Source organism: Mycobacterium sp. (assembly GCF_035653355.1).
In the GTDB taxonomy this organism is placed as follows: domain Bacteria; phylum Actinomycetota; class Actinomycetes; order Mycobacteriales; family Mycobacteriaceae; genus Mycobacterium.
In genome coordinates this window covers 1-4,596 of record NZ_DASRBZ010000228.1, presented here as the reverse complement: position 1 = coordinate 4,596, position 4,596 = coordinate 1, and the positions used below count along the sequence as shown (strand labels likewise).

2 protein-coding genes are annotated in these 4,596 nt (G+C 65.5%); one reads left to right on the top strand and one right to left on the bottom strand.

Annotated elements, in window-relative coordinates; genetic code table 11:
• Positions 1–187: 187 nt before the first annotated feature.
• Positions 188–841 (top strand): isoprenylcysteine carboxylmethyltransferase family protein, encoded by a 654-nt coding sequence (locus VFA16_RS07705; RefSeq protein WP_324967246.1) that lies wholly within the window; start codon positions 188–190, stop codon positions 839–841.
• A 94-nt stretch (positions 842–935) separates the two neighbouring features.
• Here VFA16_RS07705 and VFA16_RS07700 read toward each other — a convergent pair.
• Positions 936–4,596 (bottom strand): condensation domain-containing protein (locus VFA16_RS07700; RefSeq protein WP_324967245.1); only part of this gene is annotated, 3,661 nt, incomplete at its 5' end.

Here is a 4,596-nt window from a genome sequence, read left to right as displayed (position 1 = left end):
GAAAGAGGATGTGATCGTCACTGCTGTGCTCAGCGGTACCCAGGGCACGCGCGACCTGGTATCAGTGAACGGCGGTAGTTTCAGCCCTGCGGCATCGTTGTGGCTGTTGCAATCGATGCAGAGTGGTTAGCGCGTTAGCGTCGGTGCCGGCCGGACGTTAAGGAGGACTGTGACGACCATTCCTAAAATGTTGGTATCCGGGCTTGGTTTGCTTGTGCTGTTGGGCTTGCTGTTGTTTTTGCCCGCCGGCACGTTGAATTACTGGCAAGCGTGGGTGCTGGTGATCTTGGCCATCTCGACGCGGATCTTCAGCGCTTACTTGCTGCGTGTGAATCCCGCGGTGCTCCAGCGGCGGATGCGTGGTGGGCCAAAAGCGGAGACCCGAGCGGCGCAAAAGGTCGCAATGGCTGGTCTTTGGTTGTCGCTGGCAGCGATGTTCGTGGTGAGCGCACTCGACCATCGTTTTGGCTGGTCGCCGGTACCAACAGCGATTTCTTTGGTTGGTGATGTCCTGGTCGCGGTGGGGCTGGGTTTAGCGATGCTGGTGGTGCTCCAAAACAGCCACGCGGCCGCGACCGTCCAGGTCGAGTCGGGGCAGAAGGTCGTCTCCACGGGTCTGTATGGGCTGGTGCGTCACCCGATGTACGCCGGCAATCTGATCATGATGGTGGGTATACCTCTCGCCCTTGGCTCCTACTGGGGACTTGTCTTCGTCATACCCGGCCTTGTCGGCCTAGCCTTCCGCATCCGCGACGAAGAGAAGCTGCTCACGGAGGACTTGGACGGATACCGTGAGTACACCCAGGAAGTTCGCTATCGCCTGGTCCCAGGTATGTGGTAACAGCGTGCACGCCGGAGTTGTTGTGGCCGAGCGCAGCCGCAATGCCGGGCCGACTTGACCGAGCCTTCGGTGGATCTGGCTGCCGGCGGCAGTCTTACAGATCCTTGGCAGGGCTGGCGGCGGGTGCTTCTTCGGCCGAGCTGGCATGTCTATGCAATTGCTGGCTCAGGCTTCTCACGGACGGCGCGTCGAATAAGGCCGGCATCGGAAGGCGGATATCAAGAGCGGTGTTGATCGCGGCGATCGCCCGCATAGCGGATAGTGAATCCCCGCCCAGGTCAAAGAACGACTCATGGACCCCCACGCGGTCCACACCCAAGACCTGGGCGTAGATGTCAGCCAAGATTTGCTCGACTAGGTTGGCCGGACCGTGATAACGACCGCCGGTGTCGTGATCGTCCGGTGCCGGTTCCGTCGTGGCAGCGGTCTGTGTCAGCGCCGGCTGGTTGCCATAACCATCCAGCTGGGCGTACTCAGGCTCATCGAGCGGATCTATCGATGACAACGGTCGCGTCGGGTCGGCGGTCATAACCACCAACATCCGTTGGAACCGGTCGATCAGCGCCTCGATGCTTTCCGCGTCGAAGACATCCGTGCGGAATTGGACGCGAAGGTGAACTTCGCTGCCCGGTACGGCTTGGATAGTAAGCGGGTAGTGGTAGCAGTCGCGGTTGGTGAGTTCGCTGATGGTCAACCCGCCGACGCTCGATATCTCGCCGGTGTCGATGGGGTAGTTCTCGTACACGAAAACGGTGTCGAACAACTGCTCTTGACCGGCGATGCGGTGAATCTCGCGTAGCGCCAGATGTTCATGCTCGAGCGTGGCATTGTGCGTGTTTTGCAACTGGCTAAGCAGGTCGCCGGTGCTGGTTGTGTGGGTGATGCTGGCCCGCACCGGCACGGTGTTGATCAGCAGCCCGACCATCGAGTCGGCGCCGGCCAGCTCGGCGGGCCGGCCTGAGACGACGGTGCCGAAGGCAACATCCTGGCGGCCCGTCAGCCACATCAGCAGCTGCGCGAAAGCGGCCTGCAGCACGGTGTTGACCGTGGTGTGGTGCGAGCGCGCCAGCTCGCTCACGGCGCGGGTGGTTTCCTCAGGCAGCCGGAACGACTCAACACCGCGCCGTCCTAGCCCTAAGCGATCCGGTGGTCCCACCAGGGTTGGGGTGTCAAAGCCGTCGAGCACCTGGCGCCAGGCTTCGCGGGCGGCGTCGCGGTCACGCTCGGCCAGCCAACTGCCGAACCGGCGGTAGGGGACGGGCGCGGGCAGTGGCTGCCCGTAGTAGCTAGCGAAGATTTCGTGCAGCAGGATCGGCATCGACCAGCCATCGAGCACAATGTGGTGGTTGGTCAACACAAACCGGTACCGATCTGGTGCGACACGGATCAGCGCGGCCCGAAGCGCCGGCTGGTCGGCCAGCTCGCAGACCGCGGCGCGCTCGGCGGCACACAGTTCTTGGACCTTCTCATCGAGATCGTCACCGTCGTCGGTGTCGAGTTCGAGGTAGCGCCAAGGCACTTGCGGGTGGGCGGGGATGATCTGCACCGGCTCGTCGAACCGCTCGTAGAAGCGGGCCACCAGGTTGGGGTGGCGGCTGATTACGGTGTGCAGCGCCTCGCGCAGCCGGTGCGGGTTCAGCGGGCCGGTGATGGTGATCGCCAACTGCACCGCATACACATCGTCGCCGCTGGCTTCGGCGGCTCTGGCGTGAAACAGCAGCCCCTGCTGCAGCGGGGTCAACGGCAATACATCAGCGACCCGATAGTGCCGGCACAGCTCGTCGATCTGCTGCTGGCTCAACCGGGCCGGAGCGATATCCGAGGGGGTGAGCCCGCCACCGCCAGCGCGCACATGCGCGCAGATCCCGCGTAACACGTCAAACCACAACCGGCTCAGCCGAGCGACTTGGGCCTGATCCAGCACTGAGGGCGCCCACGTCCAGCTGGCATGCAGGGTCGGGCCCGCCTCAGTGCCGACAGTGCCGGCGTTGAGTTCTACGGTGTGCGCCAACGCCATTGGGATTGCCGCGGCGGCGGCGCCGATCGCCGACAGACCCTCAGCGCTGATCCGCCACAGCTGCTCGGAAGCTTCACCCGTCGAGCCGCCCAGGCGGCCCAGATAGTTGAACCCGATCGGCGGATCGGCATCAGCCAAGTCGACTTCGGGATTCACATAGCGCAGCACCCCATAGCTCAACGGGTCGGGCAGGGCGCGCAGCTGCTCCTTGGCGTCTTTGATCAGCGCTCCCACCCCTGGCGCACCGGCGGCGACCTGCGCCCAGTCCAGCCCACCGACCCGCAACGCCACCGGGTATTTGGCGGTGAACCAGCCCACCGTGCGGGACAGATCCACATCGGCGCCCAGCTCCTCGTCGCGACCGTGGCCCTCCACGTCGATGCCGACCGGGTCGGCGGCATTGCCCAAGAACTGTGCGAGCGCCACAGCGAACCCGATCAACAAAATGTCGTGAATGCCGGTATGAAACGCGGCCGGCACCTCACCCAACAGCATCCGGGTAGTCTCCACATCCAGCTGCGCCGACCAATGCCCCGCACTTGCATAGGTGTCCGCCTCAGGGCGTAGGGCGGGCAGCGCCGGCGGGGCCGCAAGCACTTGCCGCCACAGCCCGGCCTGGCGCATCACCTCCGGGCGACGCGCGTACTGCTCCAGCAGGGCGGCCCACCGGGCAAATGACGTCCCGGGCGCCGGCAAGAGGATCGGCTGGCCGGCCTGATGCTGGGTCCAGGCCACGTTGAGGTCCTCGAGCAGGATCCGCCACGACACCCCGTCAACAGCCAGATGGTGAATCATCAGCACCAGCTGCCCGGCAGATGGCACCCACACCCCGCGCAGCATCACCCCGGCGGCCGGGTTCAGCCGTGAACGCGCCGCAACCAGCGCCTCATCACACAACACGTCCACCGGCTCGAGACAGTCGCGGGCGTGAACCGACCCAGCTTCGGGCGCAATCAACACCCAGCCCCCGGCGCCGTCATCTTCGACGCGGGCCCGCAGCATGGCATGCCGATCCAGCAGCGCCTGCATCAGCACCACCACATCGGCTTCGGTCACCCCGGGCGGGGCCTGCAGCACCATGGTCTGGTTGAACTGCTGCACCGCGCCGTCAAAACCCTGCAACCAACGCATGATGGGGGTCGCCGGCACCCGGCCTACCCCGTCATCGGCGGGGCCAGCTGCGGCCCCGTCGGCCACCCCGGCTACCCGGGCCAGCCGGGCCACCGTCTGCTCGACGAACACATCGCGCGGCCGACACAACACCCCAGCGGCCCGCGCCCGGGCCACGACCTGCATCGACAAAATGCTGTCCCCGCCGAGCTCGAAGAACGAGTCGTCGACCCCGACCCGCTCCAGGCCCAGCACCTCGGCGTAAATGCCGGCCAGGATCTCCTCGACCGCATCACCCGGGCCGCGATAGCGTTCGACGTCGCTGTATTCGGGTGCCGGCAGGGCGCGGGTGTCGAGCTTGCCGTTGACGGTCAACGGCAGCGCGTCCAGCCTGACTACCGCGGCGGGCACCATGTAGGCCGGTAACCGCTCGGCTAGCTGGGCGCGTGTCTGGGCGGGGTCGGCGCTGCCGGTGATATAGCCGACCAGGCGTTTGTCGCCGGGACGGTCCTCGCGGGCGATCACCGCCGCGTGAGCCACCCCTGCTACATCAGCCAACACCGCCTGGATCTCGCCGAGCTCGATGCGATAGCCGCGGATCTTGACCTGCTCATCGGCGCGGCCAAGA

Excerpts from the sequence above, each read along its gene's own strand:
- VFA16_RS07705 (WP_324967246.1), top strand. The coding sequence starts at position 188 with ATGTTGGTATCCGGGCTTGGTTTGCTTGTGCTGTTGGGCTTGCTGTTG.